Genomic DNA, 12,127 nt, shown 5'->3' on the forward strand with positions numbered 1-12,127 from the left:
AATTATACCACGGATTACGGGCTCTTCGGGGCCTGTTTTCTGTTTTTAGGTATAAAAAGTGGAGCTGTTGCTCCAGTAGATTATCTATCTACTTTTGCAACAGCCCCTTTTGCAGATGGAGACAAGATGATGGTATGCAAACCCCCTTTGGACATGTTACAATTATAACAAAGTGCCGGCCGGCACACGATACGATACAAAATAAAACATGAGGAGGAGAAAATCTGTGAGATACGCAGACGCGAATGTAATCAAGATCAAACATGCAGTTCTGGAAGAGGTGGCACGCCTGGCCTTTGCCGGCGAGCTGGAAGAGCGCAAGGACGAGATCCCCTACACCCTGATCCCCGGGCCTACAGCCCAGTTCCGGTGCTGCATTTACAAGGAGCGGGAAATCATCCGTCAGAGGGTGCGCCTGGCTGAAGGCAAGGCGCCGGGACCGGAGGACGAAGGCAACGTGATCCAGGTCATCAGCTCCGCCTGCGAGGACTGTCCCATCTCCAGCTACACGGTGACAGAGAACTGCCAGAACTGCCTTGGCAAAGCGTGCATCAATGCCTGCAAGTTCGGCGCCATCGAGGCGGGACGCCACCGCACCCACATCGACGCCACGAAGTGCAAGGAGTGCGGCAAGTGCGCGGAAGCCTGCCCTTACAATGCCATCGCCCATCTGAAGCGGCCCTGCAAGTTCAGCTGTCCGGTGGACGCCATCTCTTATGACGAGTACGGGATTTCCGTTATAGATGAAGAGAAATGCATCCGCTGCGGAAAGTGCATCCACAGCTGTCCGTTCGGCGCCATTGGCTCCAAGACGTGGATCGTGGACGTGATCAGGGCGATCACATCCGGCAAACGTGTCTATGCCATGCTGGCTCCCGCCACAGAGGGGCAGTTCGGGCCGGAGATCACGATGGCAAGCTGGAGGAAAGCCATGAAGGAGCTTGGCTTTGCCGAGTTCGTGGAAGTCGGACTGGGCGGCGACCTGACCGCTAAGAGCGAGGCGCAGGAGTGGAAGGAAGCGCAGGAGGAAGGAAAGAAGAAAGTGACTTCCTGCTGCCCCGGTTTTGTCAATATGGTGCGCAGACACTATCCGGAGCTTGACGACGCCGTATCCACGACCGTATCGCCCATGTGCGCCGTGTCCCGCCTGATCAAGGCGAAGGACCCGGAGGCCGTGACTGTGTTCATCGGGCCTTGCATCGCCAAAAAGTCCGAGGTGGTGGACCAGAAGATCGAAGGAAATGCAGACTATGTGCTGACGTACAGTGAGATCCGCGCGATCATGCGGGCGAAGGGCGTGACCCTGGAGCCCCAGGAGAATACATACCAGGAGTCCTCTGTCTACGGCAAGCGCTTCGGAAACTCCGGCGGCGTCACAGCAGCGGTCGTGGAGAGCCTGAAGGAGTCCGGCGGCGACGGGGACATCAAAGTGTACCGCGCCAACGGGGCGGCGGAGTGCAAGAAGGCGCTCCTGCTCATGAAAGCAGGCCGGCTGCCGGAGGACTTCATCGAGGGAATGGCCTGCGACGGCGGCTGTGTGGGAGGTCCCAGCTCCTTCAAAGATCAGATGCTGGCAAAGAAGTCCAGGGATATGCTGATCGGGGAGGCCGACGACAGGGGTATCTGTGACAATCTGAAAAACTACGACGAGGCATCCTTCTCCATGCACAGGTAGAGACGGGTGCCCGGCGTGCGAAGACTTTTGCCGTTCCCTATAAGTCCGGCTGCTTTCGTATGGCCCTTTGGTAGGACAGATACAGAAGGGTCAGAGCCCCGGTCCAGGCGAGCACTTCTGCGGCGTAGATCCCGTATTCGCCGATAAACCGGGGCAGGATCAGCGCGGCGCAGATGCGCATGACCAGTTCCATCACGCCGGAGAGCAGGGGGATATACGTGTTTCCCATGCCCTGCAGGGCGGAGCGGTAGATGTGGAGCCCGTAGAGGATGAAGAGGAAGGCGGCCATCACGCGGAGAAAGTGCCGTCCGTATGTGATGACCTGCCCTGCATCCGGGTTGGCCCCGTCCACGAAAAGGCCCACCAGGGTGTTTCCGGAGAGGAACATGCAGGCGCTGATCACAAGGGAAGTGAGTACAGCCAGGATGGCGCCTTTTCGCACGCCGGTGCGGATCCGGTCATATTTGCCTGCGCCCAGGTTCTGTCCCGTATAGGTGGAGACGGAGAAGCCGAAGGAGATCGCCGCGATCTCCAGAAGTCCGTACAGCTTGTTGGCAGCCGTAAATCCGGCCACGAAAATGACGCCGAAGCTGTTGACGATGGACTGGAGGATCATGCCGCCGATGCTGATGATGGTATTCTGCATGGCCACCGGGGTCCCCAGTTGAAACAGTCTGGCGATCAGGGCTTTGTCCGGGCGAAAATCGCTCCGCGAAAAGTGTAAAATGGCAGTCCTGCGGATGTGGCGGGCGCAGAACAGGCAGGAGCACACCTGGGCGATCAGCGTCGCGGCGGCAGCCCCGGGGATGCCAAAGCCGAATCCGGCCACAAAGAGGATATCCAGCGCGATGTTGACGACGGAGGCGATCCCCATGGCAGTCAGGGGCGTTTTGCCGTCTCCCACTGCACGCAGCACACTGGAGAGCCAGTTGTAGGTCATGACGATGGGAATGCCTGCAAACATGATGCGCACGTATACAAGGGCGTCCCCGATGATCTCCTCCCGGGTTCCCATCCAGGTGAGGACAGGCCTTGAGAGGAGCAGGAACAGCACGGTCAGGATCAGCGCCGATGCCAGGGCGAGCACCAGGGAGACAGCCAGGGAGCGCTTCATTTCTTTTATGTTTTTCGCTCCAAACTGCTGGGCGATGAGGATGGAGAACCCCTGGGTCAGCCCGGAACAGACGCCCAGGCTCATCCAGTTGAACCAGTCGGAGGAGCCCAGAGCCGCCAGGGCGTTCACGCCCACCACCTGTCCTACCACAGCCGTGTCTACGAGCGTGTAGGCCTGCTGAAAGATATTGCCCATCATAAGAGGGAGGGCAAAGAAGAAAATCTGCCGGCCGGCAGGGCCGCATGTCATGTCTTTTTCTTTTGCTTCCGCGATCATAGGTATTCCCCCGTTTATCTGAAAAAGCGGCCGGGGCCGCGTGTCTGTATGGTTTGCGGAATAACTATAGCATAAGTAGAGCAAGACATCAATGGAGGTATTTTATGAAGTATGATTTTACATCGATCCTGGACCGCAGGGGCAGGGATGCCCTTGCCATAGACAGCGTGGGAGAGAAGGTGTCGGGCAGCGAGCCGGACAAGCCGCAGGATGGGTTTGACTTTATCCCCATGTGGGTGGCGGACATGAATTTCCCTACCTGTCCCTCTGTCACGGAAGCTGTCATGAAGAGAGTACAGCACCCTGCGTTCGGATATTTCTGTCCGTCTGAGGAATATTATGATTCCATTATCCGGTGGCAGGAAGATCATTTCGGCGTGACCGGGCTTAAGAAAGAGCACATTGGGTATGAGAACGGGGTGCATGGTTTTGTGACGAGCGCCGTCCAGGTGCTCTCAGAACCCGGAGATAAGATCCTCCTTCACAGCCCGTTCTATCTTGGGTTCCGGGAAGACATTGAGGGACTGGGGCGGGTATCTGTCCACAGTCCTCTGAAGAGAGACAGCGGGGGGATCTGGCGGATGGACTATGAAGACATGGACCGGAAGCTGAAAGAGAATCACATCCATCTCGCCATCTTCTGTTCCCCGCACAATCCCACCGGCCGTGTCTGGGAGCGCTGGGAGCTGGAGAGGGCGATGGAGGTCTACGAGGCAAACGACTGCTATGTGATCAGCGACGAGATATGGGCGGACCTCACCTTTGCGGGACACCGGCATATCCCGACCCAGATGACGAATGACTGGGCGCGGGAACATGTGGCGGCAGCCTATGCGCCGAGCAAGACATTTAACATTGCCGGTCTGATCGGAAGCTTTCACGTCATCTACAGCAGTTATCTGAGAGACCGGATCTGTGGTCATGCCAATGCGACACATTACAATAAAATGAATGTCCTGTCCATGCACGCCCTGATCGGGGCGTACCAGCCGGAAGGGTACGAGTGGCTGGAAGAACTTCGCGCTGTGCTGGAGGGAAACAGCCGTTTTGCCGCGGACTTCATCCGGAAGCATTTTTCTGGTGTGGACGTGGCGGATCCCCAGGGAACGTACATGCTCTTCCTTGACTGTACACAGTATTGTGAGACAAGCGGAAAGCCCATTGATGACCTGTTAAGAGACGGATGGAACGTGGGCGTCGGCTGGCAGGACGGGAGAGCGTTCGGCGGTCCCTGCCATATCCGGATGAACCTGGCATCGCCGCGGACGAGAGTAGAGGAGGCGTTTGAGCGGCTGAGGAAGTATGTGTTTGTGTAGAGAGGCATGATCCGGTCTTCAATGACAGCTTATTTCCGGCGGACAAGACTGTCAGGGATGAGTCCTGTGGCGTAATCGAGCTGCGGCGCTTCATAGTCTGGCTCACTTCTCTGACGGGTGTAGCCGGTGTAATCCCAGGAGGGAGATGTCCTGTTTGTGTACCAGGGGCGCTGTTCCCACCAGTAGCCCCGGAATGGATCGCGGATCTGATCCATGTGCGCAAGCAGCCTTCGCATCAGGTTATCTCTTATGGATGAGACGGCTTCTGCACAGATAAGATTGTCCATTTCAAACGGATCTGTTTCCAGATCGTACAGCTCATCTTCGGATAAAAGGTTGATCACGAGCTTATAGCGCCCGTCAAAAATGCAGCGCATGGGCTGCCAGCCGCCAAAGCCATCGTGGTCGATCTCATACCGCCCGAACTCTATAAAGACATCCCGCCGCGCAGGCCGCGTGTCTGTCCGCACAAGCGGGAGAAGACTCTCTCCCTGGAGCATCATAGGTTTTTCAAAACCGAAGAAATCCCACACGGTAGCAGCAATATCAATGTGCGACACAGGAGTGTCTACTACGCCTGTTCCCTGTCCCCAGAGGATGAAAGGAATGTGGGCGATCTCCTCGTAGGCGGAGGGACCTTTTGCATACAGGCAGTGGGATTGTGCCATATCTCCATGATCGCTTGTGTACAGGAGGGTGAAATCCTGCCCCAGGATTTCTTTGGCTGCATCTGTGACACGGCCGATTTCGCTGTCCACAAAACTGTTGCATCCGAAAAGTTCTTTCATCTGGATCAGGAGGTCGTCCCGGTCCTGAAATCTCCGGGGACCGCTCCAGGCCTGCTGATGAGGAGGTTTGTTCTCCAGAGTATCCCAGACGTTTTCTCTTTTTGGGAGACAGAAATCACTGTACATACTGGCAAAGGGTTCCGGGCAGAGGGATGGGTCATGGGGTTCATCATAACTGAGAACAAGGAAAAAATCGGTATCCTTATGTGATCTTATGTAATCAATTGCCCGATCGGAACAGCGGTGAGCATAGGTCTTTTCAGCCGGCCAGCCTTCTTTGTACATGGTCTGGCTGTCACGGGATTTCATCCTGTCTTCTTCGGACAGTTCGTCCAGATAGTTCCGCATGTCGTACCAGTAAGCAGGATCCCATCCGTCCGGACAGACGCCCAGACCAAAGTAGTCGCCTCCGTCAAGATGCCATTTGCCTATATAGCCGGTGGCGATCCCCTTATCAGAAAGACGCTGCCCGATGGTCTTTACATTGGCCCCGGGAGCGAGCGAGTTGGCAAAGGAACCATTGACACATGGATACTGGCCTGTGAAAATAGCACTTCTTGCCGGGCCGCATACGGGCTGGACTGTGTAGGCTTTGTCAAATTTTACGCCCTCCCTGGCCAGAGCGTCAAGACAGGGAGTGGAAATGCCGCTGTTTTCATAACAGCTTACCATATCAAGTCTTTGTGTATCTGTCATGATCAGAATAAATTGTTTCAATTTTGTTGTCCCCTTTCTTTGGGTTTTTCTCTATTATAAGAAGCATTTCTTTTTCTGTCCATGGTGAAACAGGAATCGTATTATAGTATAATATGTTCCAAAAGAGTGCAAAGGAGGAGGGCTAAAAGAGTATGGCAGCTATTAGCTGGAAAGCCTGTTATCTGATCCTGGTCAATGTGATTGCATTTGCGGCTTTTGGGATCGACAAGAGGAGGGCCGTTAAGCACCAATACCGGATTTCGGAGACCACCCTGCTGGGGCTGGCTCTCATCGGAGGATCCGCCGGGGCCCTGGCGGGCATGCATTTGTTTCACCATAAGACGAGGAAACTTTTGTTCCGGGCTATCCCCGTGCTGCTGGCAGTCCAGGCAGCGGTTCTGCTCCTCCTTTCGTGTTCCGGATGAACTTGCCGGGAAAAGGGCGGATCTGGAGAGAAAACCTGACCAAAACGACAGTAAGGAGACATACAGATATGGGAAATAGAATAGAGATCAGGGATTTTGCGGCAAAGGAGCTGGATGTGTATGCCCGGCTGACAGAGGCGCAGCTTTTGAACAGGGACAGGCCCGGAGAGGGGCTTTTTATCGCAGAGAGTCCAAAGGTCGTCATGCGGGCTCTGGACGCAGGCTATGAGCCGGTCTCCATCCTGACAGAGGACAGACATATAAACGGGGAGGCGCGGGAGGTGCTTGCCAGATGCCCGGATATCCCTGTGTATACGGCTCCCTTTGAAGTGCTGACGCAGCTTACCGGCTACAAGCTGACCAGGGGGCTTCTGTGCGCCATGCGGCGCAGGGATCTGCCCCGGGCAGAGGAACTGTGCAGGAACGCACGCCGCATCGCTGTCCTGGAAAATGTCATGAATCCCACCAACGTGGGGGCTGTCATCCGTTCCGCAGCGGCTCTCAATATGGATGCGGTCCTCCTGACGCCGGGCTGCAGCAATCCCCTGTACCGAAGGGCGGCCAGGGTCAGCATGGGGACGGTATTCCAGATCCCCTGGACTTTTCTGGGGGAAGAAGAGGCAGGAGCCTGGCCCCGGGAAGGGATGGGCTATCTGAAATCCCTGGGATTTTCCACAGCCTCCATGGCTCTCCACGAAGAGTCCGTGGCTGTCGATGATCCGGTCCTTAGGCAGGAGGAAAAGCTGGCGCTCATTCTCGGGACGGAGGGTGAGGGACTGAAGGAGGAGACCATCGCCGCTTCCGATCACACCATCAAGATCCCGATGAGCCACGGCGTGGACTCCCTGAATGTGGCAGCGGCCAGCGCGGTGGCCTTCTGGGAACTGGGAAAAGACAGCCATTCCCGGTGAGGCAGCAGTTCGGGAGAGGGAAACACCGCTGACGAACCTTTTGCATTGTTCCGATAAACAAAAAAATATTATTCCGATAGCGTTGCTATTGTTCCGCTAACAAGGAAGCCTTTGATTTTGTACGGGACCTGGTAAAGGATCAGTTACCGTTATCGGAGAGTATTATTAAACAGATTCATTCTTTCATCGACGGCAATGGCCGCACGGGACGCCTGCTTGTGACTTGGTTGAAGCTTCCGAAAACGGCAAAAATATATTGTGAAATGCGGAATCTCGCTGGGTTTATTGCCGATAATGTGATATACTAAAATGTAGATTCATATAGTATTAGCTTCGATTGATAACGGAGGAAAGCAGATGCGATACCTTTCAGTTGCTGAAATAGCAAAAAAATGGAATATATCGGAGCGTAGTGTAAGAAATTACTGTGCTCACGGGCGTGTGCAGGGTGTTTTTCTTACCGGAAAGACCTGGAATATTCCGGAGAATGCCGAAAAACCAGAACGTTCCAACAAAAAGAAAGAACACCAACTCACACTGCTGGATCTTTTGCAGGAACAAAAAGCAAGTAAATATTCCGGCGGTATTTACCATAAAACGCAAATTGATTTAACGTATAACTCAAACCATATTGAGGGAAGTCGTCTGACGCATGAACAGACCAGATATATTTTTGAAACCAATACCATCAGCGTGGAAAATGAAGTTCTCAACGTAGACGATGTGATTGAAACCGCAAATCATTTTCGATGTATTGATATGATTATCGACCATGCAAAGGCAGCTCTGACTGAGAAGTTTATCAAGGAGCTTCATTTGACTTTGAAAAGCGGAACCAGCGATTCCAGGAAAGACTGGGTTGCAGTGGGGGATTATAAAAAATTGCCTAATGAGGTGGGCGGCATGGATACTGCTCTACCTGAAGAAGTTGCCGGTAAGATGAAAGCATTGCTGACAGAGTACAATGCAAAAAAAGAAAAGACCTTTGAAGATATTCTGAATTTCCATGTAAAGTTTGAGCGAATCCATCCGTTTCAGGACGGTAACGGTCGTGTTGGCAGGCTGATTATGTTCAAAGAATGTTTGAAATATAATATAGTTCCATTTATTATTGAGGATAATCTGAAGATGTTCTACTATAGAGGATTGAAGGAGTGGGACAATGAAAAAGGCTATCTGACGGATACCTGCCTGACCGCACAGGATCGATATAAGGCGTATTTGGATTATTTCAGAATCCCATATTAAGTAAGATAATTTTCAAAGTATCAAAAGCTGGTTCCAAAGTGTCAATTTGACACTTTGGAGAAAATGAATACTGCTTTTCAAAGAAAAGATGTGCGAATTTATGCTACGATATGCCGCAGACAAGAGGAAATGAAGAAGCAAGGAAAGTACCGATAAATCAAGGAAATACAGTATTTTCAAGGGGTTTTAAATAGATGATTAGAATATTATTCATGTGCCACGGCAGTATCCCTAAAAGTCCTGAAAAAGCCAGTAAAATCAATGGTTTTACGAAACAGAAAGGCGCTTACTACACCATTACTACACCATTTTTGAAAGCGCCTTGATGTGACAAGTTTCAATATATGAGAACGCAAGCGGCGATATTCCAGAACAGGAGTATCGCCGCTTGCTGTATGTTGTTGTAATCGCATATTAAGGGTTGTTCTCCATTTCCCGATAAGCCTTTGGAGAACAGCCCGTTTTTTCTTTGAAGCACTTTCCAAAGTGGCTCATTTGGTGAAACCCAACAGCGGCGGCAATATTTCCGACAGGCTCGTTCGTCTTTTTCAAAAGCTGCGCGGCTTTTGAGAGCCGGTACTCTGTCAGATACTTATAGGGCGTGGTATTCATGCTCAGTTTGAAACAGCGGGAACATTCTGATTTGCTGATATTGGCGCTCATGGACAGATCAGTCAATGTAATATCTTCCGCATAGTGTTCTTCGATGAAACGGAGTATCTTTTGCATACGGAGCCGGACTATGCTTTCTCTCTGTTCCTGCGGAAGTGTAACGTGTTTCCTCATAACCAGCCATAGCAAGGAGAGCCGCACTAAAATTTCGTACACATAAAAGTCGGTCTTGTTCTTCTCAATCTGAACCAACTTCTTTAAGTGCGCTATGACTTCTTTGTGCCAGTCAAGGGCGGTTGTAAAATGGATAAAGGCCATTCGGTCATTTGATGTCACGCTGTCTACAAAATCCTTTGCCGGACTTCCGGCATAAAATTCGAGGAAATAAGCTGGGAAGAGGAAACTGTTGTAATGACAATTTTCCAGCCGCCGTACATCATGTACCACATTCTTGTTGATGAACAATCCCTCTCCGGTGTGGATCAGAACCGAGGTATCAAGTGTCTGCACCTCTATTGTACCTTCCAGCACCAAAATGAATTGCAGATCCTCATGCCAGTGCATAACATGAAATCCGGGATTTCTGGGAAAAGAATTGTCATTGATAACATCGAGGACAAGGTAAGGAAAATCCGTGTCAATGTTCAAATTGACCGAGTTGATATATTGTTCTCTGTCCAAATCCATTTTTGTTCTCCTTTGGGAATATTATGATAATATCCGGCGATTTTATGATATCAAACAGTATTCTTTTGTGATAAAATCATAGTGCAGGGGAATAAAAAAGTCAAGGAGGCAGGAGGTGTACGAATTGTATTTCTACTATGCCGAGCGCGAAGTAGAATATCTGAAAGCCAAAGACGAGCGTTTGCGTGAAGTCATTGAAAAAATCGGCCACGTTGACCGCGAGGTAGATACCGACCTGTTTTCTTCCGTGGTACATCACATCATCGGCCAGCAAATATCGACAAAGGCGCAGGCAACAATATGGGCGAGAATGAAAGCGCAGTTTGGAGAAGTGAACGCAGAGGGCATTTCGGCAGCCGATATAGATACGCTGCAGTCTTTTGGAATGACATTCCGAAAAGCTGAATATATCAAAGATTTTGCTGAAAAAGTAAAGACCGGGGAATTTGCTTTACAGGAAATTTCTCAGTTGCCAGACAACGAAGCAATCCAGGCGCTGGCTTCTTTGAAAGGAATCGGCGTATGGACAGCGGAAATGATTTTGCTGTTCTGCCTGCAGCGTCCTGACATATTCAGCTTTGACGATCTGGCAATCCAGCGCGGGCTTCGTATGGTCTACCATCACAGGAAAATAGATCGAAAGTTATTTGAAAAATACCGGCGGAGGTTCAGCCCTTATTGCAGTGTTGCCAGTTTGTATTTGTGGGCTGTTGCGGGCGGGGCTATTCCCGGCATGAAAGACTACGCGCCGAAAAAGAACAGGAGGAAGTAAGAAATGGCGAATATTGTTGTTTTGTTTGAAGTGAAGCCTACAAAGGCCGGAATGAAGAAATACCTTGACCTTGCGGCTATGTTGAAACCAATGCTTGCCGGATTTGAGGGCTTTATCCGGGCAGAACGGTTTTCCAGTCTGAACGAGGACGGCAAGCTGTTGTCTATGAATGTGTGGACGGACGAGACAGCCGTAGAACGCTGGCGAAATGTCATGCAGCACCGCATGAGCCAGAAAGAGGGACGGGAAAAACTGTTTGAAAGTTATAAAATTACAGTCTGCTCGGAAATACGTTCCTACACGGACACGGAACGCGCACAGGCTCCGCAGGACTCTAACAGATACTTCGGCACGGAGGAATGATATGCAGTACATCAGTCATTACCGCTCACCTATCGGGAATATATTATTGGCTGCTGATGAGATTGGCTTGACCGGTCTCTGGTTTGAGGGGCAAAAATATTTTGCCCTTTATCTGGACAAGGAACATGAGGAAAAAGAAATTCCCATTTTTGAAAAAGTAAAAGAATGGCTTACGATTTATTTTTCGGGGAAAGAGCCGGACTTTACTGTACCGCTTCATTTTACAGGCACAGACTTTCAGAATGAGGTATGGGAAATCCTCTGTACCATTCCATACGGCCATACGATGACATACGGGGAAATTGCAAAGCAGATCGCCGTCAAAAAGGGATTGCCGCGTATGTCGGCACAGGCCGTAGGCGGCGCGGTAGGCCACAATGAAATCTCAATCATTGTGCCTTGTCACCGTGTTGTGGGGAGAAATGGCAGCCTTACCGGATATGCAGGCGGTATAGAGAAAAAAGTGGAACTATTGAAGTTGGAAAATGTGGATATGAAACAATTTTCTATCCCCAGGAAAGGGACAGCATTATGAAACCAGCAAATCTGGAGGCAATCCAACATTCTTTTACCATACAGGCTCCTAATTTTGAGAGTCAAACAGTCAATTTTTCCAAAGAGGAATACTTGAATTATACTATTTCCCGTGTTGCCCCTAAAGGGCAGGATAGCGTTTTAGAAGTAGCGGCCGGTACTTGTGCCTGCGGTCGGTCATTTGCGCCGCTGGTACAGAGTGTTGTATGTTTGGACGCAACCCCTTCGATGTTACAGATTGGAAAGCAGGAAGCCGAGAAAAGCCACTTGAACAACATGACTTTTGTGAAAGGATATGCGGAGGAACTTCCTTTTCTGGACAATAGCTTTGATATTGTATTTTCACGCCTTGCTTTCCATCACTTTACAAATACCGATAACGTCTTTTCTGAAATGGTACGGGTATTAAAGCCTGGTGGCAAGCTGGTGATGATAGACATGGAAGCCGCTGATGAACCTCTGCGAAAAACAGAAGATGAAATTGAAACTCAGCGCGACCCGTCCCATGTAAAAAATCTAAGCAAGACAGAAATGCTAAGCCTGTTTGAAACACATGGCCTTGCCATAGAAAAATGCGAAACAACGGAAATACCGCAGCGTTGGCGGTGTGAAAGTTTTTCTGTAAATACGTAAATATAAGAGGTTCTTCTATGATAAAATCTAAATCATAGGAGGGCCTTTTATTATGGCAAAACAAAAGAAACCTGTTC

13 protein-coding genes are annotated in these 12,127 nt (G+C 50.8%); 10 read left to right on the forward strand and 3 right to left on the reverse strand.

Annotation, left to right across the window (positions count from 1 at the left end):
* The first annotated feature begins 226 nt into the window (after nucleotides 1-226).
* The gene (locus H6A20_RS12575; RefSeq protein ID WP_338106713.1) at nucleotides 227-1,675 is read left to right on the forward strand and encodes a 4Fe-4S dicluster domain-containing protein; all 1,449 of its coding nucleotides are present in this window, start codon (nucleotides 227-229) and stop codon (nucleotides 1,673-1,675) included.
* 37 nt (nucleotides 1,676-1,712) lie between these two features.
* Here the strand turns inward: H6A20_RS12575 and H6A20_RS12580 are convergent, their stop codons facing one another.
* Nucleotides 1,713-3,065 (reverse strand): MATE family efflux transporter, encoded by a 1,353-nt coding sequence (locus H6A20_RS12580; protein ID WP_204907455.1) that lies wholly within the window; start codon nucleotides 3,063-3,065, stop codon nucleotides 1,713-1,715.
* A 104-nt stretch (nucleotides 3,066-3,169) separates the two neighbouring features.
* Between H6A20_RS12580 and H6A20_RS12585 the strand changes: the two genes are divergently transcribed.
* A complete protein-coding gene (locus H6A20_RS12585; RefSeq protein ID WP_204907456.1) occupies nucleotides 3,170-4,381 on the forward strand; it encodes a MalY/PatB family protein in 1,212 nt (403 codons plus the stop codon).
* Between the two features lie 29 nt (nucleotides 4,382-4,410).
* On the opposite strand, the gene H6A20_RS12590 is transcribed toward H6A20_RS12585, so the two are convergent.
* Nucleotides 4,411-5,865: a sulfatase-like hydrolase/transferase gene (locus H6A20_RS12590; protein WP_204907457.1), complete on the reverse strand. Its 1,455-nt coding sequence runs from the start codon at nucleotides 5,863-5,865 to the stop codon at nucleotides 4,411-4,413.
* Nucleotides 5,866-6,017: 152 nt separating this feature from the next.
* Here H6A20_RS12590 and H6A20_RS12595 point away from each other — a divergent pair, with 152 nt between their 5' ends.
* The 4 genes from H6A20_RS12595 (at nucleotide 6,018) to H6A20_RS12610 (ending at nucleotide 8,449) form a co-directional block, all read left to right on the forward strand.
* On the forward strand, nucleotides 6,018-6,290 hold the full coding sequence (locus H6A20_RS12595; protein WP_204907458.1) for a DUF1294 domain-containing protein: 273 nt from the start codon (nucleotides 6,018-6,020) through the stop codon (nucleotides 6,288-6,290).
* A 68-nt stretch (nucleotides 6,291-6,358) separates the two neighbouring features.
* Nucleotides 6,359-7,201, forward strand: a complete 843-nt coding sequence (locus tag H6A20_RS12600; RefSeq protein WP_204907459.1) for a TrmH family RNA methyltransferase — start codon at nucleotides 6,359-6,361, stop codon at nucleotides 7,199-7,201.
* Between the two features lie 164 nt (nucleotides 7,202-7,365).
* Nucleotides 7,366-7,509, forward strand: coding sequence for a Fic family protein (locus H6A20_RS12605; RefSeq protein ID WP_338106714.1), 144 nt, complete (start codon nucleotides 7,366-7,368; stop codon nucleotides 7,507-7,509).
* Between the two features lie 49 nt (nucleotides 7,510-7,558).
* Nucleotides 7,559-8,449 carry a Fic family protein gene (locus H6A20_RS12610; protein ID WP_204907460.1) on the forward strand — a complete coding sequence of 297 codons (891 nt, stop codon included), beginning with the start codon at nucleotides 7,559-7,561 and terminating at the stop codon, nucleotides 8,447-8,449.
* Nucleotides 8,450-8,863: 414 nt separating this feature from the next.
* Here H6A20_RS12610 and H6A20_RS12615 read toward each other — a convergent pair whose 3' ends face one another.
* Entirely contained in the window at nucleotides 8,864-9,748 is an 885-nt protein-coding gene (locus tag H6A20_RS12615) for a helix-turn-helix transcriptional regulator (protein WP_204907461.1), read from the reverse strand.
* A gap of 124 nt (nucleotides 9,749-9,872) precedes the next feature.
* On the opposite strand from H6A20_RS12615, the gene H6A20_RS12620 reads away from it, so the two are divergent.
* From H6A20_RS12620 to H6A20_RS12635, 4 genes are read left to right on the forward strand one after another with little or no spacing between them, the layout of a single operon-like run.
* On the forward strand, nucleotides 9,873-10,520 hold the full coding sequence (locus H6A20_RS12620) for a DNA-3-methyladenine glycosylase family protein (protein ID WP_204907464.1): 648 nt from the start codon (nucleotides 9,873-9,875) through the stop codon (nucleotides 10,518-10,520).
* A gap of 3 nt (nucleotides 10,521-10,523) precedes the next feature.
* The gene (locus H6A20_RS12625; RefSeq protein ID WP_204907462.1) at nucleotides 10,524-10,883 is read left to right on the forward strand and encodes an antibiotic biosynthesis monooxygenase family protein; all 360 of its coding nucleotides are present in this window, start codon (nucleotides 10,524-10,526) and stop codon (nucleotides 10,881-10,883) included.
* 1 nt (nucleotide 10,884) lies between these two features.
* Nucleotides 10,885-11,418 carry a methylated-DNA--[protein]-cysteine S-methyltransferase gene (locus H6A20_RS12630; RefSeq protein WP_207750417.1) on the forward strand — a complete coding sequence of 178 codons (534 nt, stop codon included), beginning with the start codon at nucleotides 10,885-10,887 and terminating at the stop codon, nucleotides 11,416-11,418.
* Nucleotides 11,415-12,050: a class I SAM-dependent methyltransferase gene (locus H6A20_RS12635; RefSeq protein WP_204907463.1), complete on the forward strand. Its 636-nt coding sequence runs from the start codon at nucleotides 11,415-11,417 to the stop codon at nucleotides 12,048-12,050. The genes H6A20_RS12630 and H6A20_RS12635 overlap by 4 nt, the downstream gene beginning before the upstream one ends.
* Nucleotides 12,051-12,127 lie beyond the last annotated feature (77 nt).

This window comes from Mordavella massiliensis (genome assembly GCF_016901695.1).
In the GTDB taxonomy this organism is placed as follows: domain Bacteria; phylum Bacillota; class Clostridia; order Lachnospirales; family Lachnospiraceae; genus Claveliimonas; species Claveliimonas massiliensis_A.

What these genes read in the sequence shown, in the direction of transcription:
- H6A20_RS12580 (WP_204907455.1), bottom strand. Translation starts at nt 3,065, where the DNA reads ATGATCGCGGAAGCAAAAGAAAAAGACATGACATGCGGCCCTGCCGGC.
- H6A20_RS12585 (WP_204907456.1), top strand. Translation starts at nt 3,170, where the DNA reads ATGAAGTATGATTTTACATCGATCCTGGACCGCAGGGGCAGGGATGCC.
- H6A20_RS12590 (WP_204907457.1), bottom strand. Translation starts at nt 5,865, where the DNA reads ATGACAGATACACAAAGACTTGATATGGTAAGCTGTTATGAAAACAGC.
- H6A20_RS12595 (WP_204907458.1), top strand. Translation starts at nt 6,018, where the DNA reads ATGGCAGCTATTAGCTGGAAAGCCTGTTATCTGATCCTGGTCAATGTG.
- H6A20_RS12600 (WP_204907459.1), top strand. Translation starts at nt 6,359, where the DNA reads ATGGGAAATAGAATAGAGATCAGGGATTTTGCGGCAAAGGAGCTGGAT.
- H6A20_RS12610 (WP_204907460.1), top strand. Translation starts at nt 7,559, where the DNA reads ATGCGATACCTTTCAGTTGCTGAAATAGCAAAAAAATGGAATATATCG.
- H6A20_RS12615 (WP_204907461.1), bottom strand. Translation starts at nt 9,748, where the DNA reads ATGGATTTGGACAGAGAACAATATATCAACTCGGTCAATTTGAACATT.
- H6A20_RS12625 (WP_204907462.1), top strand. Translation starts at nt 10,524, where the DNA reads ATGGCGAATATTGTTGTTTTGTTTGAAGTGAAGCCTACAAAGGCCGGA.
- H6A20_RS12630 (WP_207750417.1), top strand. Translation starts at nt 10,885, where the DNA reads ATGCAGTACATCAGTCATTACCGCTCACCTATCGGGAATATATTATTG.
- H6A20_RS12635 (WP_204907463.1), top strand. Translation starts at nt 11,415, where the DNA reads ATGAAACCAGCAAATCTGGAGGCAATCCAACATTCTTTTACCATACAG.